This is a genomic window from Neotamlana nanhaiensis (assembly GCF_000943555.1).
Classification (GTDB): Bacteria; Bacteroidota; Bacteroidia; order Flavobacteriales; family Flavobacteriaceae; genus Neotamlana; species Neotamlana nanhaiensis.
The window spans coordinates 1-311 of record NZ_JTDV01000004.1 but is presented as its reverse complement, the minus strand read 5'-3'; the positions used below and the strand labels follow the sequence as shown (position 1 = coordinate 311).

Sequence of the window (311 nt, the reverse complement as noted above, 5' to 3'; positions counted from 1 at the left end):
CTGCTACTGATGCCTGTGGTAATGCTACTACTACTTCCGCTACTTATGCTATTCAAGATACAGTAGCTCCAACTATCGATACACAAGCTGCTGATTTAACCGTGGAATGTGATGGTGCAGGTAACACTACCGATATCACCACTTGGTTAACTAACAACGGTGGAGCTTCGGCTTCCGATGATTGTTCTACAATCACTTGGACTAACGATTATACAGCACTTTCTGATGACTGTGGATTAACTGGTGCTGCTACTGTAACTTTTACCGCTACCGATGCGTGTGGTAATACAGCAACAACTACTGCAACTTTT

At 43.4% G+C, this 311-nt stretch carries 1 protein-coding gene; it reads left to right on the top strand.

What is annotated here, in order from left to right; translation table 11 throughout:
• Positions 1-311: hypothetical protein (locus PK35_RS17595; RefSeq protein ID WP_044626086.1), on the top strand; the 311-nt coding region annotated here is incomplete at both ends.